Here is a 26,049-nt window from a genome sequence, read left to right as displayed (position 1 = left end):
CATCACTCCGCCGCCTGCGTCTCGATCCTGGGCTCGCCCATCATCAGCGAGCGCGCCGCCTTCGCCTCGCGAACAATGAAATCGACGATGGCGCGCACGCGGGCGACATCCTTGAGATCGGCATGGACCAGCAACCAGAACGAGCGCGTGATCGACACCTTATGCGGCAGGACGGGCACCAGGCGCGGCTCTGTCGCCGCCATGAAATGATGGATGACGCCGATACCGGCGCCGGCAACCACCGCATTCATCTGGGCCAGCACATTCGAGCTCTGCACCTGCGCCCGTAGGCCTTTGGCGACCTCGTCGAGATAGTCGAGCTCCGGCGTGAAGATCAGGTCGTCGATATAGCCGACGATCCGATGTTCGAAGAGGTCGTCGGGCTTCGCGACCACCGGCATGCTGTCGAGATACTCGCGCGTCGCATAGAGGCCGAGCCGGTAATCGCAGAGCTTGCGCGCGACGACCTTGCCCTCCTTGGGCGGCGCCAGCGTGATCGCGACATCGGCCTCCCGCTTGGACAGCGACAGCAGCCTCGGCATGGCGATGAGCTGCAGCTCGAGCCCGGGATAGGCCTTGGCGAGGCCGGCCAGGCGCGGCGCCAGGAAACAGGTCCCGAAACCGTCCGGCGCGCCGATCCGCACAGTGCCGGCCAGCGCCATGTCGGCGCCGCCGATATCGCTCTGGATCGCGAGCGCCTCGGTTTCCATGCTCTCGGCCTTGGCCAGCAATCGCTCGCCATGGGCTGTGAGGGTGTAGCCCTGCGGCCGGCGCTCGAAGAGCTTGGCCTTGAGCGATTCCTCCAGAGAGGTGACACGACGTGAGACCGTGGCATGATCGGCGCCCAAACGCCGGGCCGCAGCCGTCAGCCGGCCGGAGCGGGCAACAGCGAGAAAGAAGCGCAGATCATCCCAGTCGAACCTCTCCAAGACGCTCTCCCTGATATTTGCTTTTGCGCACGGCGACCGCTTGATAGTTGCTATAGCCGTGCACAAACGAGAATGGTAGGGGTGAGGCCAATCAAGACACCACACCATTCGTAGGGAGGGCGCGATGCGTCAGGTCGGTCATTTCATTGGTGGCAAGCACGTCGCCGGAACCTCGGGCCGCACGGCCGACATCTACCAGCCGATGGACGGAACCGTGATCGGCAAGGTCGCGCTCGCCTCTCCCGCCGAGATGCGCGCCGCTGTCGAAAACGCACTGGCGGCGCAGCCGAAATGGGCGGCGGTCAACCCGCAGCGCCGCGCCCGAGTGCTGATGAAGTTCCTCGACCTCATCGCGCAGAACAATGACGAGCTGGCCGAGCTGCTCGCCCGCGAGCACGGCAAGACCATCGCCGACGCCAAAGGCGACATTCAGCGCGGCGTCGAGGTCGTCGAGTTCTCGCTCGGCATCCCGAACCTGATGAAGGGTGAATTCACCGACGGCGCCGGCCCGGGCATCGACATCTATTCGATGCGCCAGCCGCTCGGCGTCTGCGCCGGCATCACGCCCTTCAATTTCCCCGCAATGATCCCGCTCTGGAAGCTCGGCCCCGCCATCGCCTGCGGCAATGCCTTCATCCTGAAGCCGTCCGAGCGCGATCCCGGCGTGCCGATGCGTCTGGCCGAGCTGTTCATCGAAGCCGGCGGTCCTCCCGGCATCCTCAATGTCGTCAATGGCGACAAGGAAGCGGTCGACGCCATCCTCGACGATCACGACATCAAGGCCGTCGGCTTCGTCGGCTCGACCCCGATCGCTGAGTACATCTATGCCCGTGGCTGCGCCAACGGGAAGCGCGTGCAGTGCTTCGGCGGCGCCAAGAACCACATGATCATCATGCCGGATGCCGACATGGACCAGGCCGTCKACGCGCTGATCGGCGCCGGCTACGGCTCGGCCGGCGAGCGCTGCATGGCGATCTCGGTGGCGGTTCCGGTCGGCAAGGCCACCGCCGATGAACTGGTGAAGCGCCTCATCCCTCGCGTCGAGAGCCTGAAGATCGGCCCCTCCACCGACTCTTCCGCCGATTACGGCCCGGTCGTCACCAGGCAGGCGCTCGACAAGATCAAGGGCTATGTCGAGACCGGCATCAACGAGGGCGCCAAGCTCGTCGTCGATGGACGCGGCTTCAAGATGCAGGGCTACGAGAACGGCTTCTACATGGGTGGCTGCCTGTTCGACCATGTGACGCCCGACATGCGCATCTACAAGGAAGAGATCTTCGGCCCCGTGCTCTCGGTCGTGCGCGCCAAGGACTATGAGGAAGGCCTCAAGCTCGCCAACGACCACGAATACGGCAACGGCGTCGCTATCTACACCCGCGACGGCGATGCGGCGCGCGACTTCGCTTCCCGCGTCCAGGTCGGCATGGTCGGCGTCAACGTGCCGATCCCGGTGCCGCTGGCCTATTACACCTTCGGTGGCTGGAAGCGTTCGTCCTTCGGCGATCTCAACCAGCACGGCCCGGACTCGATCCGCTTCTACACCAAGACCAAGACGGTGACCTCGCGTTGGCCGTCCGGCGTCAAGGATGGAGCAAGCTTCGTCATCCCGACGATGGGCTGAGACCCCGGACGACAAGGATCGCGACATGTTCTCCCTCACCGAAGACCAGATCGCGATCCGCGACATGGCGCAGGGTTTCGCTTCAGAGACCCTCGCCCCTCATGCCCTGCGCTGGGATGAGGAGAAGCACTTCCCGGTCGAGGAGATGCGCCAGGCCGCCGCGCTCGGCATGGGCGGCATCTATATTGGCGAGGATGTCGGCGGCTCCGGACTGTCACGGCTCGACGCGACGCTGATCTTCGAAGCGCTGGCGACCGGCTGCCCGACGATCGCAGCCTATATCTCGATCCACAACATGTGCGCCTGGATGATCGACCGCTACGGCTCGGAGGATCAACGCCATGCCTGGCTGCCAAAGCTCTGTTCGATGGAGCATCTGGCGAGTTACTGCCTGACGGAGCCCGGTGCAGGATCGGACGCCGCCGCGCTGAAGACCAGGGCGGTCCGCGACGGCGATGATTACGTGCTCGACGGCCAGAAGCAGTTCATCTCCGGCGCCGGCGTCTCCGACATCTATGTCGTGATGGTGCGCACCGGCGAGGCCGGCCCCTCAGGCATCTCGACGCTCGTCGTCGAGAACGGCACGCCCGGCCTGTCCTTCGGGGCCAACGAGAAGAAGATGGGCTGGAATGCGCAGCCGACGCGCGCCGTGATCTTCGAGAATTGCCGCGTCCCCGTGGCGAACCGCCTCGGGTCCGAGGGTATCGGCTTCAAGATCGCGATGGCAGGGCTCGATGGCGGCCGGCTCAATATCGGAGCCTGCTCGCTCGGTGGAGCACAAGACGCGCTCGACAAGGCGCTGGCCTACGCCCAGGAGCGCAAGGCCTTTGGCGCACGCATCGCCGATTTCCAGGCACTGCGGTTCAAGCTTGCCGACATGGCGACCGAACTCGAGGCGGCGCGGACGTTCCTGTGGCGGGCAGCCTCGGCACTCGACCAGAAGGCACCCGACGCGACCAAGCTCTGCGCCATGGCCAAGCGGGTTGCCACCGATACCGGCTTCGCGGTCGCGAACGAGGCGCTGCAGATTCATGGCGGCTACGGCTATCTCGCCGATTACGGCATCGAGAAGATCGTGCGGGACCTGCGCGTGCATCAGATCCTGGAAGGCACGAACGAGGTCATGCGCATGATCGTGGCGCGCTCGCTGGTAGGGCGGGCAAAGGGGAACTAGCCTCAGAGCCGGGATATCCCTGCCCCATGGAAAAGTTTCTCAAACGACGAGGTTAGACCATGACCAGCATCGCCTTCATCGGGCTCGGCAATATGGGCGGCCCGATGGCCGCCAATCTCGTCAAGGCCGGACATCAGGTCAGCGCCTTCGACCTGGTGCAGGCCTCGCAGGACGCTGCGGCCGAACTCGGCGTGCATATCGCGGGCTCGGCCAGGGAGGCGGTCGCCAATGCCGAGGTCGTCGTCACCATGCTGCCGGCGGGCAAGCATGTGCTCGCGGTCTGGGCCGACATCCTGCCCGTGGTGAAGGCTGGCACGCTGATCATCGATTCCTCGACGATCGATGTCGAAAGTGCCCGCAAGGCGCATGCGCTGGCCACCGAACGCGGCTGCCTCTCGCTCGATGCGCCGGTTTCCGGCGGTGTCGGCGGCGCAAGGGGCGCGACGCTGACCTTCATGGTCGGCGGTTCGAAGGAGGCTTTCGAGAAGGGAGACCCGATCCTCTCCGCCATGGGCCGGCGCGTCGTCCATTGCGGACCCTCCGGCAACGGCCAGGCGGCGAAGATCTGCAACAACATGATCCTGGGCATCTCGATGATCGGCGTCTCCGAGGCCTTCGTTCTGGCCGAGAAGCTCGGCTTGTCGCATCAGGCCCTGTTCGACGTCGCATCGACCTCATCCGGCCAGTGCTGGTCGCTGACCACCTACTGCCCCGTTCCCGGCCCGGTGCCGACATCGCCGGCCAATAACGACTACAAGCCGGGCTTCGCTTCCGCGCTGATGCTGAAGGACCTGAAGCTCGCGCAGGAGGCCGCCCAGGCAGCCGGTGCTGCGACGCCTCTCGGCGCAGCCGCAGCCCAGCTTTTCGGCCTGCACAATGCCTGGGGTGAAGGCGGCTCCGATTTCTCTGCGATCATCCATCTGCTGCGCGGACGCGGCGAGCGCTAGATCGCCGATCTTGCATCGGCTTTCCCGAAAACCGCAATCCACTTTTCGGGCCGATGCTTTAAGGCACGACCAACCCGCCGGGAGCAGACCCGCCTCGCGCCTTCCACCTCTGGCGCAGGCGGCACTTTGCCGCTAGCACATCCGCCTATACGGCGGCTGTTCTTAAGCCGCCTGCCAGACGGGTGTGCGCATGAACGATGTCTCCTTTCGACGCGAACGCTCGGCCCTGACCGGCTTTGCCACGAACCCGCTCGACCGCCGCGGCGACCTGCGTGACCGTCCCGACGCGGTCGAGGGCTTTCGGGCTTCGCCCGGTACGCGCCACGCGATCGTCTCCGGCGAGACGCCGATCCTGAAGCGGATCGACGCCGAGACGTTGACGATCTGGTTCGCCGAGAGCGAGGCCGACGCTATCGGCAAGGCGCATGAGGAAGTCTTCCTCGGACTCGACCCGCAAGGGACCGCCTGCTTTGGCCGACTGGTCGACCGGGAGCTCGCCGAGACGCTGCGCGAGCGTGACGACCTCCTGGTCAGCGACCTGCGCTCGATCGCCCTGAAGCGGCTCGTCCCAGCCGAAGAGGTCGGGCCGCTGGGCGAGGCCAAGGCCCTGCTCGACTGGCATGCGCGGCATCGCTTCTGCGCCCGCTGCGGCGGGCTCTCGCCGACGGTGAGCGGCGGCTGGCGGCGCGAATGCTCGCAATGCGGCACGCTGCACTTCCCGCGCACCGATCCGGTCGTGATCATGCTCGCGGTGCGCGGCGATCAGTGCTTCCTGGCCCGTCAGGCCCGGTTCGCGCCGGGCATGTATTCCTGCATTGCCGGCTTTCTCGAGCCCGGCGAGACCTTTGAGGATGCGGTACGCCGCGAAACCCTCGAGGAAGCAGGGCTGCGCACCGGCGCCGTGCGCTATGTCGCCTCGCAGCCCTGGCCCTTCCCGTCTTCCCTGATGATCGGCTGCATCAGCGAAGCGCTGAACGACGACATCACGCTGGACGGGAACGAACTCGAAGCAGGGCGCTGGTTCTCGCGGGAGGAGGCGCTGCAGATGCTGGAGGGGAGGCATCCGGACGGGCTGTCCTGCCCGCCCCATATGGCGATCGCGAACACGATCCTGAAGGCGTGGGCCGAGGACGGCGTCACGCCCTAGCACGTGAGGGCGTCTGCAGCCGACGCGGTTTCCGGTCGGCTGCGATCGGCCTATTCTCCCGGCTCGGCGAGGCTCGCGCGGAACGCGTGCGCCGGGTAGACGCCGAGAATCTTCATCTCCTTGGAGAAATACTCGAGCTCCGTCAGGGCCCGCTTCAGGTCCGCGTCATCAGGATGCCCTTCGACATCGCAGTAGAACATCGTCGCTGAGAAATGGCCGTCGACCATGTAGCTCTCGAGCTTGGTCATATTGATGCCGTTGGTGGCAAAACCGCCCAGCGCCTTGTACAGCGCCGCCGGGATGTTGCGCACGCGGAACATCAGCGTCGTCACGGTCTTCTTCGTGCCCTGGCGGGCGAATTCCGGGTATTTCGAAAGCACGACGAAGCGCGTGGTGTTGTGCTTCTCGTCCTCGATGTCCTCCATCAGGATGTTCAGCCCGTAGACTTCGGCGGCGATATGCGGCGCGATCGCTGCGCGGGTGACGTCGCCGGCTTCCGCGACCTGCCGGGCCGAGCCGGCGGTGTCGGCAGCGACCTCGGCCTTGAGGCCAAGCTTCTTGATGATCTTGCGGCACTGGCCGAGCGCATGGATATGGCTCTGCACGGTCTTCAGGGTGGCGAGCGTCGCTCCCTGCACCGCCATCAGGTGAAAGCGGATCGGCAGGAAATGCTCGCCGATGATGTGCAGGCCGGAACGCGGCAGAAGATGGTGGATATCGGCAACGCGACCGGCGATCGAATTGTCGATCGGGATCATGCCATAGCGGGCCGTTCCGTCGCTGACCGCGGACAGGGCATCCTCGAAGGTTGCGCAAGGCAGCAATTCGCAATCCGGAAAGACCTGCAGGGCGGCCTGAGAGGAGAAGGCTCCGGGCTCGCCCTGGTAGGACACGACGACAGACATGATTCAGGCTCCGAGGCGGGATTTCAGGAGCGCGCGGGCGCGATCCAGGTCAGGAGGCGTGTCGACGCCGCGCGGGACGTGATCGATGACCATCACGTCGATGCGCATGCCGTCTTCCAGTGCACGCAGTTGCTCGAGCTTCTCGCGGAGTTCGAGCGGCGATTGCGGCAGGCTGACGAAGCGATCGAGCGCACGGCGGCGATACGCATAGAGGCCGACATGGTGATAGAGCGGCCCCTCGCCGCTCGGCGCGGTGGCACGGGTAAAGTAGAGTGCGCGCATCCGGCCAGGACTGATCTCGCTGCCGATCAGCTTGACGACGCTCGGTGCGGTCTTCTCGTCCTCGTCGGTAATGACCCCGGCCAGGGTCGCGATGTCGACGGCCGCGTCCGCAAGCGGCTTCACCGCGGCAGCGATCGCGCTCGGCTCAAGCGTGGGAAAATCTCCCTGGACGTTGACGATGATGTCGTGGCGCCCCTGCGGGTCGACGATATCCGCCGCTTCCTTGATTCGATCCGAGCCGGTCTGGTGGTGGATGCTGGTCATCACCGCTCTCCCCCCGGCCTTCTCGATGGCCGCGACGATGCGCGGCTCGTCAGTGGCGACGACCACGGCACCGACGCCCGATTCCATCGCTCGGCGCCAGACATGCACGATCATCGGTTCGCCCAGGATGTCTGCCAGAGGCTTGTCGGGCAGGCGGGTCGCCTGCATGCGGGCGGGAATCAGGATCAGCGGGTCCGACATCGGCAACAGCTCTGGGGGGAAGGTCGCGAGGCTGCGACGGGAGGCGTCAAAAGGTCTCAAAGAGGTGCGTGCTTATACGAGTTGCAATGAAGCGCGCAAAGCGGTTAAGCAACGGCCGTGTGTCGGCGCTCCCAGGCTCCGGCCGGAGCGCTGCTATGCCTTGCCTGTCCTGTGGCGAGGCCCAAGGGTTTCGATGCGATGAATATCGAGCTGAACAAGATTGCCGGCGCGGGACTGTCCACGCTGCTCGTGGTGATGGCCCTGAACATGGCCGCCGGCATTGTCTTCGCGCCGCACAAGCCGGCCGTGCCCGGCTTCGATCTGCCGAGTCCGGAGCCAGCTGCCGCCGGCGGTGCAACCGCTGCGGCTCCAGTTGCGGACGCGCCGATCGTGGAACGTCTCGCCAAGGCCGATCCGGCCCGTGGCGAAAAGGCTGTCGGCGCCTGCAAGGCCTGCCACACCTTCGAGAAGGGCGGCGCCAACAAGGTCGGCCCGCATCTCTTTGACGTCTATGGTCGCAGCAAGGGGTCGATCGACGGCTTCGGCTATTCGGCCGCGATGAAAGGCCATTCCTCCGAGAAGTGGGAAGCCGAGCAGCTCGACGGCTTCCTGAAGGGTCCGAAGGCCTATATGCCAGGAACGACGATGGCTTTCGCCGGCCTGACCAAGCCCGATACCCGTGCCGACGTGATCGCCTATCTCAACACGCTCGCGGATGCGCCGAAGCCGCTTCCGAAATGAGTCTTGCGTCGATTCGGCGCGCCTGAATGATTGCAAGCCGGGCCCTTGAGCCCGGCTTTTGCTTGCTCCCGCCATGCTCTTGCCCTCACCATGGCGAGGAATCTCCTCTCCGCGCTGGTATCGACCTCACGGGTCGACATAATCGGCCAGCGAATCAGTTGCAGGAGGACGAGGCACCATGGCGATGCGCATCACACGCCGCAGGCTGCTCGAAGCCGGTGGAGCAGCGCTGGCAAGTGCGGGCCTGCCCGGCCGGGCCCTGGCCGAGACCGGGGAGGTTCATGGCCTCTCGACTTTCGGCGAACTGGCGCTCCCCGCGGATTTTCCGCATTTCGCCTATGTGAACCCGAAGGCCCCGAAGGGCGGCACGATCACGCTGCAGATCAAGCGGGCCGGCGGCAACCAGAACTTCGACACCTTCAACACGCTGAACACCTTCGTGCTGCAGGGCGATGGCGCCGCTGGCATGGATGCGTGCTTCGACAGCCTGATGTCCGGCTCCGGCGACGAGCCAGGCGCGCTCTACGGCTTGCTGGCGAAGAGCGTCGCAATCTCCGGGGACAGGCTGACCTACCGTTTTCGGCTCAGGCCCGAGGCGCGTTTCCATGACGGAAGCCGGGTGACCGCTTCCGATGTCGCCTTCTCCATGAATATCCTGAAGAGCAAGGGACACCCATCCTACCGCCTGATCCTGAACGAGCTGGTCTCGTCGGTGGCGGAAGGCGACGACATCGTCATCGTCACGCTTTCGCCGAAGCGCGGTCGCGACCTGCACCTCGTCGTCGCAGGCCTGCCGGTCTTCTCCGCGAAATTCTGGTCGACGCGGAACTTCGACGCCTCGACGCTGGAACCACCGCTTGGGTCCGGCCCCTACAAGGTGGGGCGGTTCGAACAAGGCCGCTTCATCGAATTCGAGCGGGTTCCCGACTACTGGGGCAAGGACCTGCCGGTGAATGTCGGCGTCAATAATTTCGACCGCACGCGCTGGGAGTATTTCCGCGACCGGCAGGTCGCCTTCGAGGCCTTCAAGAGCGGCATCGTTACCTTCCAGGAGGAATTCACCTCCCGGATCTGGGCGACCGGCTATGACTTCCCGGCGATCAAGGACGGCAAGGTCAAGAAGGAATCCCTGCCCAATACCGAGCCGACCGGCTCGCAGGGCTGGTATTTCAACCTGCGCCGCGATGCCTTCAAGGACCCGCGCATCCGCGAGGCGATCGGGCTCTGCTTCGATTTCGAGTGGACCAACAAGAACATCATGTTCGGCTCCTTTGCCCGCATGACCTCGTTCTTCGAGAACTCGGATTCCAAGGCTGTGGGCACACCCTCGCCCGAAGAGCTCGCTCTGCTCGAACCCTTCCGTGGCAAGGTGCCGGACGAAGTCTTCGGCGAGGTCTATCTCCCGCCGGTCAGCGACGGCTCTGGAAGCGACCGCGCCCTGCTGCGCAAGGCGGACGATATGTTCCKCGCAGCCGGCTGCAAGCGGGACGGCAATGTGCTGAAGCTGCCCGATGGCAAGCCCTTCGAGATCGAGTTCCTCGATTTCCAGGCCTCGCTCCAGCCACATACCCAGCCGTTCCAGGCCAATCTCAAGCGCCTGGGCATCAACGCGACCTCGCGCATCGTCGATGCCGCGCAGTACCAGCGAAGACTCGATGAATTCGATTTCGACGTGGTCAGTCGTGCGTTGACGGGCAGCGCGATTCCCAGCGATTCCCTGCGCATCGTCTATGGTTCCGAAGCCGCGAAGACGCGCGGCTCGCGCAACGTCGCCGGCATCAGCGATTCAGCCATCGACGCGATGATCGATCGGATCGGCCAGGCCGATAGCTACAAGGACGTCGTAGTGGCGGCCAAGGCGCTGGACCGGCTGCTGCGCGCCGGCCGCTATTGGGTGCCGATGTGGTGGAACCCGAATGAATGGCTGGCTTACTGGGACATGTTCGACCGGCCGGCATCCAAGCCGAAATACACGTCCGGCGCCCCCGCCATCTGGTGGTTCGACGCCGAGAAAGCCAAGCGGATCGGGAAGGCGTGAGGATGGCAGCGGAAGCCCGAGGCCAGGTCAGCGGAACTCCCAGGGTTCTCCTGCGCCTCGAAGGACTTGTGCTCGGCGTGCTGTGCATCTGGCTCTTTGCCGGCACCGGCGCATCGTGGTGGCTCTTTGCTGCACTGATCCTGGCCCCGGATCTCGGCATGCTCGGCTATCTCGCCAATCCGAGGCTGGGCGCCACGATCTATAACGCCGCTCACTCGCTGATCGGTCCGGCCTTGCTGGCAATCGCGGGCCTTTCGCTGGCCCTGCCGACGGCCCTTGTGATCGCGCTGATCTGGGCCGGGCATATCGAGTTCGACCGGGCGCTGGGCTATGGCCTGAAATACCCCTCGCTCTTTGCCGACACCCATCTCGGTGTGCTTGGTCCTTCCCGAAAGGCCGGGTGAACGGATGCTCTCCTATATCGCCCGCCGCCTCGCGCTGATGGTGCCKACATTGTTCGGCATCCTGCTGATCTCCTTCGTCCTCGTGCAGTTCGCGCCGGGCGGGCCGGTGGAGCGCGTGATCGCACAATTGCAGGGCCAGGGAGGCAACGCCTCCGACCGTGTCGGCGGCAGTGCCGGCGGCGATGCCGGAGCACAGCACGGCGATGCAAGCTCATCCTATCGTGGCGCGCAGGGGCTCGATCCGGCCTTCATCAAGGAGCTGGAGAAGCAATTCGGCTTCGACAAGCCGGCACATGAGCGCTTCGGCAAGATGCTCTGGGACTATATCCGCTTCGATTTCGGCCGGTCCTATTTCCGCGACGCACCGGTAATGCAGCTGATCAAGGAGAAACTGCCGGTCTCGATCTCGCTCGGGCTGTGGATGACGCTGCTCTCCTATGCGATCTCGATCCCGCTTGGCATCCGCAAGGCGGTGAAGGACGGTTCGCGCTTCGACACCTGGACCAGCGCCGTGGTCATTGTCGGCTACGCCATTCCGGGCTTCCTGTTCGCGATCCTCCTGATCGTGCTCTTCGCCGGCGGCTCGTTCTGGCAGATCTTTCCGCTGCGCGGGCTCCATTCCGAGAATTGGCAAGAACTCAGCTTGATAGGCAAGGCCACCGACTATCTCTGGCACATTGCCCTGCCGGTCACGGCGATGGCGCTGGGCGCCTTCGCGACCTCGACGCTGCTGACCAAGAATTCCTTCCTCGACGAGATCCGCAAGCAATATGTCCTGACGGCGCGGATGAAGGGGCTCAGCGAACGCGGCGTGCTCTACGGCCACGTCTTCCGCAACGCCATGCTGATCGTGATCGCCGGCTTTCCCGGCGCATTCGTGCATGCGCTCTTCGCCGGATCGCTGCTGATCGAGACGATTTTCTCGCTCGACGGCCTCGGGCTCCTCTCCTTCGAGGCCATCGTCAACCGCGACTATCCGGTCGTCTTCGCCAATCTCTACATCTTCTCGCTGATCGGCCTTGTCGTGCATCTCATCACCGACCTGACCTACACATGGGTCGACCCCCGGATCGATTTCGAAACGCGGGAGGCCTGAGGTGAGCGAGACGCTGATCGACCTGCCGCCGAGCACTCGCAGTGCGGCGCTTGCACCGCCCGAGGCGGGCCAGGGCTGGCTCAAACTCTCGCCGATCAACCGGCGCCGGCTCAACAATTTCAAGGCGAACCGGCGGGGCTGGTGGTCGCTCTGGATCTTCCTGGCACTGTTCGTGCTCTCGCTCTTCGCGGAGTTCATCGCCAATGATCGACCGCTCGTCGTGCGCTACAAGGGCGAGTTCCTGTTCCCGATCGTGGTGAACTATCCCGAGGAGAAATTCGGCGGCTTCCTCGCCACCACCGACTATCGCGATCCGGTCATCGCCAAGGAGATCGATGCCAATGGCTATGCCATCTGGCCGCCKATCCGCTACTCCTACCGCACGCATAATCTCGACCTGCCGGTTCCCGCTCCTGCGCCACCGACCTGGATGCTGAAGGACGAGCAGTGCCGGCCGATCGCCGAGCGAACCGGCGGCATGACCTGCCGCGAGCTCGAATGGAACTGGCTCGGCACGGACGACCAGGGCCGCGACGTCGTGGCGCGCCTGATCTACGGGTTCCGCATCTCGATCCTGTTCGGCCTGATCCTTTCCACGATCTCTTCGGTGATCGGCATCGCGGCTGGCGCCGTGCAGGGCTATTTCGGCGGTTGGACCGACCTGATCTTCCAGCGCTTCATCGAGATCTGGACCTCGATCCCCGCGCTCTATCTCCTGATCATCGTAGCGGCCGTGATCACGCCCGGCTTCTTCGTGCTGCTCGGCATCTTGCTGCTGTTCTCCTGGGTCGCGCTGGTCGGCGTGGTCCGGGCCGAATTCCTGCGGGCCCGCAATTTCGAATATGTCCGGGCGGCGCGTGCGCTCGGCCTGTCCAACGCCAAGATCATGGTCAAGCATCTGCTGCCGAACGCCATGGTCGCGACGCTGACCTTCCTGCCCTTCATCATGAACGGCTCGATCACGACGCTCACCTCGCTCGACTTCCTCGGTTTCGGCCTGCCGCCCGGCTCGCCCTCGCTCGGTGAGCTGCTGGCGCAAGGCAAGGCCAATCTGCAGGCGCCCTGGCTCGGGCTGTCCGGCTTTTTCGTGATCGCCCTGATGCTGTCGCTGCTGATCTTCATCGGCGAAGCGGTGCGCGACGCCTTCGATCCAAGGAAGACCTTCGCGTGAGCGCTCCCCTTCTTTCCGTCGAGGATCTTTCCGTCGCCTTCCGCCAGGGCGGCAGGGAGACGCTCGCCGTCGACCGCATTTCCTTTCATGTCTCCAAGGGCGAGACTCTGGCGATCGTCGGTGAATCCGGCTCGGGCAAATCCGTCTCCGCGCTCTCGATTCTGAAGCTGCTGAACTATCCGGCCGCGCATCACCCGTCCGGCAAGGTGCTGTTCAACGGACAGGACCTGATCGCGGCCGATGAGAACGCGATGCGCAAGGTGCGCGGCAACGACATCACCATGGTGTTCCAGGAGCCGATGACCTCGCTGAACCCGCTGCACACCATTGCGCGGCAGATCGGCGAGATCCTCGAGCTGCACAAGGGCTTGCGCGGCGCGGCGGCTCGCGCCCGCACGTTGGAGCTGCTGGCCCTGGTCGGCATCCGCGATGCCGAGAGCCGGCTCGACGCCTATCCTCATCAGCTTTCCGGCGGTCAGCGCCAGCGCGTGATGATCGCCATGGCGCTCGCCAACGAGCCGGACCTGCTGATTGCCGATGAGCCGACCACTGCGCTCGACGTCACCGTGCAGGCGCAGATCCTGTCCTTGCTGAAGGATCTGCAGAACCGCCTCGGCATGGCGATCCTGTTCATCACCCATGATCTGGGCATCGTGCGGCGCATCGCCGACCGGGTCTGCGTGATGCTCAAGGGCCGGATCGTCGAGCAGGGGCCCGTCGCCGAGATTTTCGACAAGCCGCAGCACAGCTATACCCAGCGCCTGCTCGCAGCCGAGCCCAAGGGTCGCCCCGCCCCGGTCGCCGAAGGCGCCGCGACGCTGCTCGAGGCCGGGCCGATGAAGATCTGGTTTCCGATCAAATCCGGCTTTCTGCGCCGGACCACCGGCCATGTGAAGGCCGTCGATGGCATCTCGATCAAGGTGCGGGAAGGCGAGACGCTCGGCGTCGTCGGCGAGTCCGGCTCAGGCAAGACGACGCTGGGCCTCGCCATCCTGCGGCTGATCTCCTCGGAGGGGCCTGTCGTCTTCCTCGGCGATCGCATCGACGGGTTGACCAGCGCCGCCGTCCGCCCGAAGCGCAAGGATCTCCAGGTCGTTTTCCAGGATCCCTATGGCTCGCTGTCGCCGCGCCTCTCGGTCGCCGGCATCGTCGAAGAAGGGCTGACCGTCCAGGACAAGGGGCTGAGCTACGAAGCCCGCCGCGAGATCGTCGCCAGGGCGCTCAGCGATGTCGGCCTCGACCCGGCAGCGATGGATCGCTACCCGCATGAATTCTCAGGCGGACAACGCCAGCGTATCGCGATTGCGCGCGCCATGGCCCTCGACCCGAAATTCGTGGTGCTGGATGAGCCGACCTCTGCGCTCGACATGTCGGTGCAGGCGCAGATCGTCGAGCTCCTGCGCGAACTGCAGAGCCGCCGCAAGCTCGGCTATCTCTTCATCAGCCATGACCTCAAAGTGGTGCGGGCGTTGTCGCACCGGGTTGTGGTGATGCAGAACGGCAAGGTCGTCGAGGAAGGACCAGCCGAGGAGATTTTTGCGCATCCGCGCGAGGCCTATACCCAGGCCCTGCTCGCCGCCGCGCTCAACCTCGAGCCCGTCGGCAGCGCTGCGGTGAAGGATTGAGATGACCCGCGCCATCCTTATCGTGCTCGACTCCGTCGGCTGCGGCGGCGCGGAGGACGCGCATCTCTATGGCGATGCCGGCGCCGACACGCTGGGCCATATCGCGGAGAGCTGCGCGGCAGGCAAGGGCGACCGCGAAGGTCTGCGGCACGGCGCATTGCAGGTGCCGAACCTCGCCCGGCTGGGCCTGGCCCATGCCTGCGAGGCTTCCACCGGAAGCCCGCTCGCGGGCGTCAGCAAGCCGATCGCGCCACAGGGGCAGTACGGCTATGGCATCGAGACCAGCCAGGGCAAGGACACTCCCTCCGGTCATTGGGAGATCGCTGGCTGCCCCGTTCCGTTCAAATGGGGCTATTTCACAGAGCTGGAAAACTCCTTCCCGCAGGATCTGGTCGCGGCGATCATTCGCGACGGCAGGCTGCCGGGCATTCTCGGCAACAAGCACGCTTCGGGAACCGTCATCATCGACGAACTCGCCGAGGAGCATATCCGGACGGGCAAGCCGATCTGCTACACCTCGGTCGATTCCGTGCTGCAGATTGCGGCACATGAGGAGCATTTCGGGCTGGAGCGGCTCTACGAGCTCTGCCGCACGGTACGCGTCCTGATCGATCCGCTCAGGATCGGGCGCGTCATCGCGCGCCCCTTCGTCGGCACCGCGACAACCGGCTTCACCCGGACGGCGAACCGGAAGGACTTCGCCATTCCACCGCCCAACGACACGATCCTCGACCGGCTCGCGACGCTGGGCCGCAGCGTCATCACCATTGGCAAGATCGGCGACATCTTTGCCCATCGCGCCACCGGAGAAGAGATCAAGCCGTTCGGCAATGCGGCCATGTTCGAGGCCGCCCTCGCCGCGCTCGACCGGTTGCCGGATGGCGGCTTCTGCTTCGTGAACCTCGTCGATTTCGATACCGAGTACGGCCATCGCCGCGACGTGCCGGGCTATGCGGCCGCGTTGGAAGCCTTCGATGCGATGCTGCCGCGGCTGGAGGCGAAGCTCGGCCCGGGCGATCTTGCCATCATCACGGCCGACCATGGCAACGACCCGACCTGGAAGGGCACGGACCACACGCGCGAGCATGTGCCGATCCTCGCCTTCGGGCCAGGGGTGCCGGCACGGGCGATCGGGGGGCGCCGGAGCTTTTCGGATGTGGCCGCGACACTCGGTCAGTGGCTCGATATCGGCAAGATCGGACCCGGCCAGGCCTGGTAACCGAGCCTCGCCCGATCAGGCCGCCGCGACGCGGCCGCAGAACGCCGCGACCTCCTGACGGATGCTGTGCGCCTGCTTCGCCAGCGCATCGGCAGCGTCCTGCAACTGCGCAGCGGCATCATGGGTGCGAACGGTCATCGTCTCGAAATTGCCGACCGCGCCGGCACTGCGCCTTGCTCCCTCGAAGGAGAGCTGGACCTGCCGGGCGATTTCCATGGTCGCCCGGTCCTGCTCGTGGACGGAGACGGCGATCGCCTCCGCCACACGCTCGACCTCGGACATCGCCGTCACGATATCGCGGATCGCCTTCAACGAGCGCTGCGACGCGACCTGCATCGCGCTGATCTGACCGGAGACCTCGTCCGTTGCACGGGCGGTCTGGGCCGAGAGCGTCTTCACCTCGCTCGCGACGACGGCGAAGCCTCGTCCCATCTCACCGGCCCGGGCCGCCTCGATGGTGGCGTTGAGAGCCAGCATGCTGGTTTGCGCTGCGATGCCGCGGATGATCTCGACGACMGCACCGACATTCTMGCTGCTGCGGGCGAGATCCTCGATTTCCGCGCTGGCGCGCCGGGCAAGCTCGGCTGCGCTCTTGGAGCCGTCGGCCGAGTGCGACACATTCTGGCCGATCTCGCCGATCGAAGCTGCGAGTTGCCCGCTGGCAACCGCAAGCTGGTCGATGCTGCGCGTCGTCGCCTCGGCAGCCTCCGAGACATGCCCCATCTGGTGACGCGCCTGATCGGAGGTGCCGGTCAAGGCCCGCGACTCGCCCTGCATGGCCTCGGCCGCACGGTCTAGAACCGCCATGGCCTGCTCCATCTGCCGGCGGAAATTCAGAACGGTTTCGCGCAGAGTCTCGCTGCGGCGGCCGAGCTCGTCGGCGAGGTGCCTCTCCCGCTCTCCGGCCGCGCGTTCGCGCTCGGCGATCGCATTGGCATGACGCAGGCTGTCGCGGTTCATGGCGAACATCCGCCCAAGGATCATGGCAAGCGCCGCCAGGAACGCGGTCTCGATCACCACAATCACGGCATGCAGGAGCACGCGCCAGATATTGCCGCCCTGGTAGAACACGGCTGACGGAAGCAGGTACTGCAGCGCCAGATGGTGAAGTGCGGTCAGGCCAGCCCCCATCACGATCGGGCGCCAGTCGCAAAACCCCGCCAACAGCGCGAGGACCGCGAAATAATACATGTGCGTGTCAGGCTGCCAGGGATGGCCGGCGAAGCTGTAGACCAGCATCGAAACCTGGCCGATCAGCACTATCGCTATCACCAGCTGCGTGACGATCGCCACGCCGAAGCGGGCATAGAGCAGCAGGGCACCAGCGGCGAGAACGAAGGCGAAGGAGGCAGCAAGCAGCACCTCGCCACCGTGGAACCAGACGCTCAGCGCCAATAGCGGAACATGAAGGAAGGCGAGCCCGAGCAGGAAGCGGGCCACGACGACGCGAACTCCGGTCAGGGTCCAGATCATGACGAAGCATCCGCCGACGAACGGGCGTCAAGGCACCCGGCCAGCCCCGAAAGCGCCAGCATCAGCAAGGCCCCCTTCGGTTTCGCCTGTTTGACGCCCGGGTCCACGGAAGGCGCCGTAATGACGATGAAGTGAGCGATCCCGCTGCGCAGGACGCGATGCCCCGCCGCCATCGTCATCGCTAGCGCGTCCCGCTCAGAGGTCCATGGCGAAAAGACAATTGCGCGCGATGGCGCTGCTTCATCCGAGCCCCGGGGCAGGCTGAGCGCTGCCGCCAGGCTGACCGCCACGAGCGCAATGACAATGATGAGCGCATCCCGCAACAACACGCCCCGGCCCTGATCGGCCGGAATCTCGTTCAGGAATCCGGACGTCATGGGAACTCGGTTTCTCCGCGCTATCCGGCAGGCCATATCGGGCCGGACGAAGTCGCTCACCACTCGTAAAGTTTCACTTAAAAGTACGCGTGGCGCAGGTGGGGCCGTGCGTGTCCAGGCGTAACGTCAGGCCCGCAGGCGCTGCTTGATCCGCCGCATCAAGCCATCCCGTACGTCGCGATAGGCGTCGAGCACCTGCTCACGCGAGCCCTGGACGATGGTCGGATCCGGCGTCGGCCAGTACTCGACATCAGCGGCGAGCGTTCTGGTCAACTCAAGGGCCTTGTGATGCGCCTCCGGTGAGAGGGAGATGATGAGGTCGAAGTTCAACCCCTCCCACTCCTCGAGATCCTCAATCGATTTTGGCCTGTGGCGATGAGCGTCGATGCCGATCTCGTCGAGCACGGCCAGCGCGAACTTATCGACGTCGCCCTTCCTCGCTCCGGCCGACTGGACATAGATCGATTTGCCGAAGAAGTGCTTCGCCATGGCTTCCGCCATCGGGGAACGCACCGCGTTATACGCGCACATGAAGAGCACGCTGTGGATCTTGCGCGGCGGCGCTCCCTCCACCGAGCCTAGCCCTTCCAATGCAAGGCATAGATCAAGGTGAACAGGCGACGCGCCGTGTCGTGGTCGATCTCGACCTTGCTCGCCAGGCGCTCGACCAGCATGTGGGCCGCCTCGTCATGCAGCCCGCGCCGGCCCATGTCGATCGCCTCGATCTGCGCAGGCGTCGACGCCCGGATGGCGGCGTAATAGCTCTCGCAGACCAGCCCATAGTCCTTGATGATACGCCGCAGCGGCGTCAGCGAGAGATGATGCGTGACGACCGGCGCTCCGTCGGCCCCCTTGATCTCGAATACGAGGCGTCGCTCGACCAGCGCGAGATGGGCGAGATAGGGGCCGCCATCATGCCCAGGCAACGCGAAATGGTTGCGCTCAACGAGGTCATAGACCGCAACCGCGCGCTCGTGTTCCTGATCCGGACTGCCACGCCCCAGCGAGGCTTCGTCAAAAGTTACACCGACCAGGCATTGGCTTTCCGACATGCAGCCTCCGGACACAGGGCGCGCGGGACTCAGAGATTGAGCCTGATCGTCACGGATCGGCCATGCGCCTGCAAGCCCTCGGCCTCGGCCAGTTGCGTCGCGGCCGGCGCCAAGGCGCGAAGCCCATCGACGCCGCATTTCAGCAACGAGGTTCGCTTCATGAAATCGGCGACACCGAGCCCCGAGGAGAAACGGGCGGAGCGGGCGGTCGGCAGAACATGGTTGGGACCGCCGACATAGTCGCCGATCGCCTCCGGTGTATGTCCGCCCAGGAAGATCGCGCCGGCATTGCGAACCTTCCTTGCCAGGCCGTCGGGATCTGCGGTGACGATCTCGAGATGCTCGGGCGCCAGCCGGTCGACCAGCGGGAGTGCGCGCTCCAGGTCTTCGACCAGCAGGATGGCGCCGAAATCCTGCCAGCTCTTGCCGGCGATCGCAGCGCGCGGGAGCACTGCCAACTGGCTGATCACCGCCTTCTCGACCTCGGCTGCGAGCGCTGCATCATTGGTGAGCAGGATCGACTGGGCGGATTCGTCATGCTCCGCCTGCGCCAGCAGATCGGCCGCGACCCAATCCGGATTTGCACTTGAATCCGCAATCACCAGAACCTCGGAGGGGCCGGCGATCATGTCGATACCGACCTGTCCGAAGACGCGGCGCTTGGCGGCTGCCACATAGGCGTTGCCCGGTCCGACGATCTTGGCCACCGGCGCGATCGACTGCGTTCCATAGGCCAATGCCGCTACCGCCTGGGCACCGCCAATCCGGTAGACCTCGTGGACGCCGGCAAGCCGCGCCGCAGCCAGGACCAGCGGGTTCGTCTCCCCGCGCGGGGTCGGCGCCACCATGACGATGCGCTCGACGCCGGCAACCCTGGCCGGCACCGCGTTCATCAGCACGGACGAGGGATAGCTCGCGGTACCGCCGGGAACGTAGAGCCCGACCGTCTCGATCGCGCTCCAGCGCCACCCGCTCTCGACGCCGAGCGCATCGCGTGTCCAGGAATCCTGTGGCTTCAGGCGCAGGTGATAGGCCTCGATGCGGGCACGCGCGGTTTCCAGCGCGGCCAGCAGATCGGCGGAGCAGGCCGCGACGGCCGCATCGATCTCGGCTTCACTGACCCGAAGGGTCGAAGGGGTCAGATCGAGCTTATCGAAACGGGAGGTGCAGGCGATGACGGCCTCATCCCCCTTGGCGCGAACATCGGCAATGATGTCGGCGGCAACGCGGTMGACGTCCTCGGACACCTCGCGCTTGGTCGTCAGCAGCGCGGCAAAGGCCTGCTCGAAGCCTGCGTCTCGTTGATCGAGCCTGATCGGCATCGCAAATCCTGAAGCTGAAAGAAGAGGTCAGGCGCCATTCGGGTGATCGGGCTTGGCGACTGCCTCCCAGACCGGGCCCAGGTCCTTCATCTGGGCCTCGATGCACTCGACGCCMAGGCGGATAGCGGCACCATCCGAGAAATGCAGCGTGACCTCTCCCGCCGGCGCCTCGGACTCGGTGAAGGTGATGGCGAGGAGATTGAGAACGGCTCCTGTCGCCGTCGGGTCAACCTTCGTGCTCTTGGCGTGAACGACTCGTTCGAAATGCAGGGCGGCAAGGCGCCTGCGCTTCTGGCCATGCGGCACGCCTTCCCAGTCGAAGCGTCGCGCGGCCAGCGCGAAGCGCTTCTGCGCTGGCAGATAGGCGACATCGCCGACGCGCAGGACAGCATCCTGCAAATGTGCGGAGATGATCGCGAGATCCTCCGCGTCGAGCGCGATCAGCTTCAGTGGGTCTGCGGTATCGTCCGACATCGACCTGTTCTGGCGAGCGGACGGTTCGGCGTCAACCGCTGATCCGCTCGACCTCTGCGCCACAGCGCGTCAGCTTGGCTTCCAGCGCCTCGAAACCGCGATCGAGATGGTAGACCCGGTTGATCATCGTGTCGCCCTCGGCCGCGAGGCCACCAATGACGAGCGAGACCGATGCACGCAGATCGGTTGCCATGACCGGCGCACCGGTGAGCTTGCCGACACCCTCGACATAGGCGACGTCACCATCCAGCCGGATCTTCGCGCCGAGGCGGACGAGTTCCTGGACGTGCATGAAGCGGTTCTCGAAGATCGTCTCGCGAATGCGCGAGGTGCCCTTGGCCCGCGTCATCAGCGCCATGAACTGCGCCTGCAGATCGGTCGGGAAGCCCGGGAACGGGTCGGTGTCCACATCGACGGCCTCCAGTGCCCCGCCGTTGCGGCGCACGCGGATGCCTTCATTGGTCTCGCTGATATCGACGCCAGCCTTGACCAGGATATCGAGCGCCGATTGCAGCAGATCGGCCCGCGCGCCTTCGAGCAGCACGTCGCCTCCGGTCATCGCGACAGCCATCGCATAGGTGCCGGTCTCGATCCGGTCCGGCAGGACAGCATGGTGCGCGCCCCCGAGCCGCGAGACCCCCTTGACCACGATCTGCGAGGTGCCGGCGCCCTCGATCTTGGCGCCCATCTTGATAAGGCACGCGGCGAGGTCCGTGACCTCGGGCTCACGCGCCGCGTTCTCGATCACTGTCGTGCCGTCTGCGAGAACCGCAGCCATCAGGGCCGTATGGGTGCCCCCGACCGTCACCTTCGGGAAGACGATCTCGGCGCCCTTCAAGCCCTTCGGCGCGCGCGCCAGCGCATAGCCATTCTCGATGCTGATTTCCGCGCCGAGCCGTTCCAGCGCCATCAGCAGGAGGTCGACCGGCCGCGTACCGATCGCACAGCCGCCGGGCAGGGAGACCTTCGCTTCGCCCATCCGGGCCAGGATCGGAGCAATGACCCAGAAGCTCGCGCGCATGGTCGAGACCAGTTCATACGGCGCGCAGGTGTCGACGATCTGGCGTGCGGTCAGCGCGATGGTCTGGCCCGTCTCCGCCGACTGACCGATGCGCTTGCCAGCGATGGAACGGTCGACGCCGTGGTTCGAGAGGATGCGCGACAGCGCAGTCACGTCCGACAGTCGCGGGACATTGACCAGAGTCAGCGTCTCATCCGTGAGGAGGCTCGCGATCATCAGCGGCAACGCGGCATTCTTCGCGCCCGAGATCGGGATCGTGCCATTGAGGCGCTGGCCACCGGTAATGCGGATACGGTCCATCTGGATGTCCTGCTGGAGGTCGCGGCTATCGGCCGCGCGGCGCGATTGAGGGCGGGATCAGGACCGGGGAGTCTCGGCCTGGGCAGGCAAGGCTTCGTCTTCCCGCTCCGCTTCATCCGCCCGACGAGCGCGCGCCTGCGCCTTGCGGCGCTTCAGGTTCTCGCGCAGGGCTGCGGCAAGGCGCGCCCTCTTTTCGTCGTCTGCGGTTGGTTGGCGACTCAAGGGATCAAACTCGGCTTACGCGGTTCAACGCTGGGATCGCGGCGAAATCGCGGCGCATGGTTAGCTCTGCAACGCCCGTTGGACAAGTTTCCAAAGCGGCGGCACGTCAATCAGCGGTCCCTCGCTCGCCAAGCTGAGACGAAACTGTGCCGCAGCGAGGCGCCGACCCTTTGGGGTTCGCGTTTGCAGCTAGCCCTCAGGACCTCCAGCCGCCGCGGCCGCCGCTCGGCTGCACGCTGAAACCGCCTGCATTTTCCGTCTCTTGCGCTCGGCCGGCATTCGCCTGCGCCGCGCGTTTCGTGCGCTCTTCCCCAGCGGCACACGGCTTGCCTTGCCGGCTCGGCGCGCCGCCTCAAAGGCCAGCGACATCGCATTGAGACAGGCTCTCCAGCAGTACAACTTAGACGACAAAGTTTAATGAAATTAACCATTTCTGCCGGTTATCGTTTACAGTTCATTAACTTCTTCTACCCTGCGGAGGCGTTCCAAATTGTCTGACCTGACGGGATTTGCGGCATGTTCCAGGCCTTCGCTTCACAGACCCATTCGGTGCCCGCCGTCGCTCTGGAATGTTGCGAGGTCATCGACGCGTTGCGGCACAAGGCGGGTTTCCTGCCCGAGGTGCAGTTGGCCTACGAGGCCGAGATCAAGACGCTGTGGGTGACGATCAAGCCGGAGCTGAAGCCGGTCTTCACGCTCCAGCTGCTTGACAGCCTCGGCAAGATCCAGAAGGCGATCTATGCTCTCTGGGGAGCGCCGGATCAGTATCACGGCGCACCGGTGCGCTTCCTCGCCTTCCGCGGGACCGGCCCCTTCTTCACCCTCGGCGGCGATCTCGATTTCTATCTCGACTGCCTCGCCAAGAATGACCGCGCCGCCCTGGCGGAATATGCGCGCCTCTCGATCGAGGGCGCGGTCTGGAACGCCAGCGGTCTCAACGGCCTGGTGATCACGCTCTCGACCATTCACGCCAAGGCGATCGGTGGCGGCATCGATGCGCCGCGCTCCTGCAATGTCATGATCGCCGAGGAGCAGGCCTCGTTCGTCTACCCCGAGATCAAGTTCAACCACTTCCCGATCACGGCAGTGGCGGTGTTGTCACGCCGCATGGGCTCGCGTGCAGCGGAGCGCCTGCTGCTCTCCGGCGAGGAGATGAGCGCCGCCGAATTCATGGCGGCCGGTGCACTGGAAGCGGTCGTGCCGACCGGCACCGGCGAAGACTGGATCCGCAAATATGCCAGCGACTCCCTGCCGGTGCACGCGGCCAAGACCGCGCTGTTCTCCGCGTTCAATCGTCGGGCCGGCGACCTGCGCGAGGAACTGGAGCATCTTGGCGATATCTGGACGGATTGCATGCTGCGCCTCAACCCGAGCGCCATCTCGAAGCTGCAGCGCATCGCGCAGACGCAGGACCGTATGCTGACCCGCGTCTACCAGCGGCCGGCGAGCCCGGTCCTGTCCAGCGCAGCGGCCCTCTGATCCTGCAAAGGCGCCTTCGCGGAGACGCAAGGCGGTTGCAGCCCCCCTCACGAAACATTTACCTGTTCCGCTTAAAGGGTTTATCCGGCGCGAACTCGGGCTCGTGAAAAGCTCGTGTCGCGCGCCTGAAGCCTTGCAAGGCGGGACTGGATGGCGGGTGTTTTCAAAGGGCTTCTCAGCGACAGACCGGGCGACGTCCGCGAGGATTTCGACCTGCCGGACTATCGTTTGCTGGTCAGCTCGCTGTTCTCCTCGCCCGGCTCGATCATTCCGGGCGGCATCGCTGGTATCCTGACCCCCTATCTGTGCTGGCTCGCGACGGGCGCCAGCATTTTCATGACCCTGACGGCGCTGGTGACTCTGGTCGTCGCGCTCCGGATCATGACCGTCATCAGCTATCGCAGGCGCGATCATTCGGATGACAGCTTTGCCGAGACACGGCGCTGGGATCGCGAATACTTCCTCGGCGCAACGGTTTTCAGCGCAGTCCTTGGCTACAGCTGCTACATCGCACTGACGCAGACCGAGGACCCCGCCGCCCATATCACTTCGGTCGCCTCGACCATCGCGCTGGCCTCGGGCTATGTCTCGCGCAACGCCGGCCGGCCGAAATTCGTCGCCGTACAGCTCCTGACCTTCTGCGTGCCGATGGCCATCGGCCTCGTCCAGGCCTCCAACGATTACTATCACTATATCGGCTATTTCGCGTTCCTGTACGTGGCCGCCAACATCGCCATCACCAATTCCCTGCACCGGAATCTCCTCGCGCTCAGCGAAGCGACCAAGCAGTCAAGAGGGTTGGCATCTGCGCTGCATTCCCAGAACCTGACGCTCGACGCCGCGCTCAACACGATGATCCATGGCCTCGCCATGTACGATCGCAGCCTCAAGCTCGCGATCTGCAACGCACCGCATCGCACGCTCTTCGGCATCCCCGAGACGCTCGCCCTCCCCGGCACGCCCTTGACGGCGATCGCCCGTTTCCTGATCGAGCGCCAGGTCATCAGCGCCGACCAGGTTCGCGACATCAGAAGCGCGCTCAGCGAGGTTCAGCAGTCGCAACAGGCGGTCACCCGCGAATTGCAGACCCGTGGCGGCCGGCTGCTGGTGGTCACCATCGCGCCTGCGGCCGAAGGCGGTGTGCTGATGCTGACCGAGGATGCGACCGAGAGGAAGGCGACGGAAGCACGGATCGAGCGGATGGCTCGCTTCGACGAGTTGACCGGTCTCGCAAACCGCTTCGAATTCAACAACCAGCTGTCCGAGTCCTTCCGCAAGCTGGAGCGGACCGGAGAAGCCTTCGCGCTGCTCTATGTCGATCTCGACGGTTTCAAGCAGGTCAATGACAGCCTTGGCCACGATATCGGCGATCGCGTCCTCTCCGAAACGGCTATGCGCCTGCGCGGTGTCATTCGCGGTGGCGACCTGCTGGCCCGCTTCGGCGGTGACGAGTTCGTTCTGATCTTGCCCTCGGCCAATCTCGCCATCGTCACCACGATCGCCCAACGCATGATCGATGCGATGGCCAAGGCCTTCCTGCTTGAGACCAAGACCGTCTACGTGACCGCCAGCGTCGGTATCGCGATGGCGCCGCTCGATGCCGCGACGCCGGCCGATCTGCTGCGCCACGCTGACACCGCGCTCTATAAGGCCAAGGCCGCCGGCCGCAACACCCTGACCTTCTTCAATCCGGCGATGGCCGAGGAGATGCTCGATCGGCACGAGATAGAGGTGGATCTGCGCCGGGCTTGCGAGAACAAGTCGCTCGAACTGTACTATCAGGCCATCATCGATCTGAAGACGCAGGATGTCGTGAACCGCGAGGCGCTGATGCGCTGGCGGCACCCCACCCGCGGAATGATCCCGCCTGGCATCTTCATCCCGATCGCGGAGAGTTCCGGCCTGATCGCCGCCATGGGCGACTGGGCCATCAGGCAGGCCTGCCATGACGCGGCCTCCTGGCCTAACGACGTCGGCGTCTCCGTCAACATCTCGCCGCTGCAGTTCCGTGAACCCCGCCGGATCGTCGAGACCGTCAAGGAAGCGCTCATCGCGTCCGGGCTCGGCTCCCATCGGCTGACGCTCGAGGTGACCGAATCCCTGCTGATCGAGGATAACAAGGGCACGCTCGCCGCCATTCACGAACTGCGCGCGCTCGGTGTGAAATTCGCACTCGACGATTTCGGCACCGGCTATTCCTCGCTTGCCTATCTCTCGACCTACCCCTTCGCCCAGGTGAAGATCGACCAGAGCTTCAGCCGCGACGTGCACGCCAATGAGGCGTCGAAAGCCATCATCGAGGCCGTCTGCCAGCTCGCTCGACGCCTTTCGATGAATGTCGTCGTCGAAGGCATCGAAACCGAACAGCAGCGTATCGCAGTGCAGTTGCTCGGCGCGCACCGGGCACAGGGCTATCTCTTCGGCCGGCCGGAGCCGGTATCCGCCTTCTCGCCCGACAGGGGACGTCACGTCGCCTGAGGAATGTCGCTGAGACGCCGCACGCGCGATACCGATCCCACCGCGACAATGCCTGTCCAACGGCGCGCTGCTCCAGTACTTCCGGCG

Annotated in this window: 23 protein-coding genes; 13 read left to right on the top strand and 10 right to left on the bottom strand. The window is 65.1% G+C overall.

From position 1 onward, the window contains the following. Positions 1–2: 2 nt before the first annotated feature. Entirely contained in the window at positions 3–929 is a 927-nt protein-coding gene (locus AC1DIO_RS08930) for a LysR family transcriptional regulator (protein WP_441490118.1), read from the bottom strand. 124 nt (positions 930–1,053) lie between these two features. Here AC1DIO_RS08930 and AC1DIO_RS08925 point away from each other — a divergent pair, with 124 nt between their 5' ends. From AC1DIO_RS08925 to nudC, 4 genes are all read left to right on the top strand, one after another. Then, entirely contained in the window at positions 1,054–2,550 is a 1,497-nt protein-coding gene (locus tag AC1DIO_RS08925) for a CoA-acylating methylmalonate-semialdehyde dehydrogenase (protein WP_476853341.1), read from the top strand. A 25-nt stretch (positions 2,551–2,575) separates the two neighbouring features. Next, the gene (locus AC1DIO_RS08920; RefSeq protein WP_441506040.1) at positions 2,576–3,724 is read left to right on the top strand and encodes an isobutyryl-CoA dehydrogenase; all 1,149 of its coding nucleotides are present in this window, start codon (positions 2,576–2,578) and stop codon (positions 3,722–3,724) included. 59 nt (positions 3,725–3,783) lie between these two features. After that, a complete protein-coding gene (gene mmsB / locus AC1DIO_RS08915) occupies positions 3,784–4,671 on the top strand; it encodes a 3-hydroxyisobutyrate dehydrogenase (RefSeq protein ID WP_441506039.1) in 888 nt (295 codons plus the stop codon). Positions 4,672–4,861: 190 nt separating this feature from the next. Next, a complete protein-coding gene (gene nudC, locus AC1DIO_RS08910) occupies positions 4,862–5,818 on the top strand; it encodes an NAD(+) diphosphatase (RefSeq protein WP_441506038.1) in 957 nt (318 codons plus the stop codon). Positions 5,819–5,868: 50 nt separating this feature from the next. Here nudC and AC1DIO_RS08905 read toward each other — a convergent pair whose 3' ends face one another. Both AC1DIO_RS08905 and AC1DIO_RS08900 read right to left on the bottom strand, forming a co-directional pair. Then, a complete protein-coding gene (locus AC1DIO_RS08905) occupies positions 5,869–6,723 on the bottom strand; it encodes a prephenate dehydratase (protein ID WP_441506037.1) in 855 nt (284 codons plus the stop codon). A gap of 3 nt (positions 6,724–6,726) precedes the next feature. After that, positions 6,727–7,470, bottom strand: coding sequence for a 3-deoxy-manno-octulosonate cytidylyltransferase (locus AC1DIO_RS08900; RefSeq protein ID WP_069877650.1), 744 nt, complete (start codon positions 7,468–7,470; stop codon positions 6,727–6,729). A 198-nt stretch (positions 7,471–7,668) separates the two neighbouring features. Here AC1DIO_RS08900 and AC1DIO_RS08895 point away from each other — a divergent pair, with 198 nt between their 5' ends. The 7 genes from AC1DIO_RS08895 (at position 7,669) to AC1DIO_RS08865 (ending at position 15,764) form a co-directional block, all read left to right on the top strand. Then, a complete protein-coding gene (locus tag AC1DIO_RS08895) occupies positions 7,669–8,211 on the top strand; it encodes a c-type cytochrome (RefSeq protein ID WP_441490124.1) in 543 nt (180 codons plus the stop codon). A gap of 178 nt (positions 8,212–8,389) precedes the next feature. Then, on the top strand, positions 8,390–10,249 hold the full coding sequence (locus tag AC1DIO_RS08890) for an extracellular solute-binding protein (RefSeq protein ID WP_476853340.1): 1,860 nt from the start codon (positions 8,390–8,392) through the stop codon (positions 10,247–10,249). Between the two features lie 2 nt (positions 10,250–10,251). After that, complete coding sequence (locus AC1DIO_RS08885; RefSeq protein WP_441506035.1) at positions 10,252–10,653, top strand: DUF4260 domain-containing protein; 402 nt, start codon at positions 10,252–10,254, stop codon at positions 10,651–10,653. Between the two features lie 4 nt (positions 10,654–10,657). Further along, positions 10,658–11,749 carry a microcin C ABC transporter permease YejB gene (locus AC1DIO_RS08880; protein ID WP_441506034.1) on the top strand — a complete coding sequence of 364 codons (1,092 nt, stop codon included), beginning with the start codon at positions 10,658–10,660 and terminating at the stop codon, positions 11,747–11,749. 1 nt (position 11,750) lies between these two features. After that, positions 11,751–12,920 carry an ABC transporter permease gene (locus AC1DIO_RS08875; protein WP_113515093.1) on the top strand — a complete coding sequence of 390 codons (1,170 nt, stop codon included), beginning with the start codon at positions 11,751–11,753 and terminating at the stop codon, positions 12,918–12,920. Next, a complete protein-coding gene (locus AC1DIO_RS08870) occupies positions 12,917–14,545 on the top strand; it encodes an ABC transporter ATP-binding protein (protein ID WP_441506033.1) in 1,629 nt (542 codons plus the stop codon). Before AC1DIO_RS08875 ends, AC1DIO_RS08870 begins: the two co-directional genes overlap by 4 nt. A 1-nt stretch (position 14,546) precedes the next feature. Next, positions 14,547–15,764, top strand: a complete 1,218-nt coding sequence (locus tag AC1DIO_RS08865; RefSeq protein ID WP_441506032.1) for a phosphopentomutase — start codon at positions 14,547–14,549, stop codon at positions 15,762–15,764. Between the two features lie 15 nt (positions 15,765–15,779). Here the strand turns inward: AC1DIO_RS08865 and AC1DIO_RS08860 are convergent, their stop codons facing one another. The 7 genes from AC1DIO_RS08860 to murA form a co-directional block, all read right to left on the bottom strand. Continuing rightward, positions 15,780–17,237 (bottom strand): methyl-accepting chemotaxis protein, encoded by a 1,458-nt coding sequence (locus tag AC1DIO_RS08860; protein WP_476853339.1) that lies wholly within the window; start codon positions 17,235–17,237, stop codon positions 15,780–15,782. After that, on the bottom strand, positions 17,234–17,674 hold the full coding sequence (locus tag AC1DIO_RS08855; protein WP_441506030.1) for a hypothetical protein: 441 nt from the start codon (positions 17,672–17,674) through the stop codon (positions 17,234–17,236). Before AC1DIO_RS08855 ends, AC1DIO_RS08860 begins: the two co-directional genes overlap by 4 nt. 66 nt (positions 17,675–17,740) lie before the next feature. After that, positions 17,741–18,145 (bottom strand): arsenate reductase/protein-tyrosine-phosphatase family protein, encoded by a 405-nt coding sequence (locus tag AC1DIO_RS08850; protein ID WP_441490133.1) that lies wholly within the window; start codon positions 18,143–18,145, stop codon positions 17,741–17,743. Between the two features lie 47 nt (positions 18,146–18,192). Then, positions 18,193–18,666 carry a UPF0262 family protein gene (locus tag AC1DIO_RS08845; RefSeq protein ID WP_441506029.1) on the bottom strand — a complete coding sequence of 158 codons (474 nt, stop codon included), beginning with the start codon at positions 18,664–18,666 and terminating at the stop codon, positions 18,193–18,195. 29 nt (positions 18,667–18,695) lie between these two features. Then, positions 18,696–19,988, bottom strand: a complete 1,293-nt coding sequence (gene hisD, locus AC1DIO_RS08840; RefSeq protein ID WP_476853338.1) for a histidinol dehydrogenase — start codon at positions 19,986–19,988, stop codon at positions 18,696–18,698. Positions 19,989–20,015: 27 nt separating this feature from the next. Beyond that, positions 20,016–20,462, bottom strand: a complete 447-nt coding sequence (locus tag AC1DIO_RS08835; protein ID WP_069877660.1) for a DUF2948 family protein — start codon at positions 20,460–20,462, stop codon at positions 20,016–20,018. A gap of 31 nt (positions 20,463–20,493) precedes the next feature. After that, positions 20,494–21,783, bottom strand: coding sequence for a UDP-N-acetylglucosamine 1-carboxyvinyltransferase (gene murA, locus AC1DIO_RS08830; protein WP_441490136.1), 1,290 nt, complete (start codon positions 21,781–21,783; stop codon positions 20,494–20,496). A 738-nt stretch (positions 21,784–22,521) separates the two neighbouring features. On the opposite strand from murA, the gene AC1DIO_RS08825 reads away from it, so the two are divergent. Continuing rightward, a complete protein-coding gene (locus AC1DIO_RS08825; RefSeq protein WP_069877662.1) occupies positions 22,522–23,484 on the top strand; it encodes an enoyl-CoA hydratase-related protein in 963 nt (320 codons plus the stop codon). A gap of 150 nt (positions 23,485–23,634) precedes the next feature. Beyond that, positions 23,635–25,962 carry a putative bifunctional diguanylate cyclase/phosphodiesterase gene (locus tag AC1DIO_RS08820; RefSeq protein ID WP_441506027.1) on the top strand — a complete coding sequence of 776 codons (2,328 nt, stop codon included), beginning with the start codon at positions 23,635–23,637 and terminating at the stop codon, positions 25,960–25,962. Positions 25,963–26,049 lie beyond the last annotated feature (87 nt).

This window comes from Allobosea sp. 05T439 (genome assembly GCF_056396005.1).
Note: the sequence above shows the minus strand (reverse complement) of the source record. Positions and strands in the feature narration are given on the sequence as shown.